This is a genomic window from Nocardioides sp. CPCC 206348 (assembly GCF_048654705.1).
In the GTDB taxonomy this organism is placed as follows: Bacteria; Actinomycetota; Actinomycetes; order Propionibacteriales; family Nocardioidaceae; genus Nocardioides.
Window position 1 is genome coordinate 8,007 of the sequence record NZ_JBMCZA010000120.1, and the last position, 491, is coordinate 8,497.

1 protein-coding gene is annotated in these 491 nt (G+C 71.9%); it reads right to left on the reverse strand.

Annotated features, from left to right (window positions below):
- Positions 1 to 11: 11 nt before the first annotated feature.
- The coding region (locus tag ACOADB_RS07275) for a homocysteine S-methyltransferase family protein (protein WP_378597298.1) at positions 12 to 491 on the reverse strand (480 nt) is incomplete at its 5' end.

The following is a 491-nucleotide window of genomic DNA, read 5'->3' on the forward strand; positions in this document are numbered from 1 at the left end:
GATCTCCTGACTCAGACGCCCCACATGGCGGCGACGTGCCGCGCATCGGTGCCGCAGCAGCCACCCAGCACCTCGAGGTTCACGAACGCGTCGATCAGCGGCTGCTGATCGATCGCGAGCTGCACCGGGTCGCCCTCGTCCAGGACCTCGGACTCGTCGAGCTCTGCGTGGGTCATCGTCGACGCGTTGACCCGGAGGCCACCGATCCGCTCGCGCCACACCGGGTCGTCGAGCTCGCTGTCACTCTCGAAGTCGGCGAGGATGTGGCTCGGGTGGGCGCAGTTGATGACGAAGTACGCCGGCGGCGCAACCGCGTCGACCGCCGCGACCGCCTCGGCCAGGCGGGTGCCATCGGGCAGTCGCCCGTCGGTCTCGACCGTGAACCCGATCCCCATCGCAAGGCCGGCGTCGGCCGCGGCGCGCGAGAGGCCGATGGCTTCGCCCACCTCGGTCAGCGTGAGGACGCAGGCCCGGCGGGCGCCCGCTGCCGC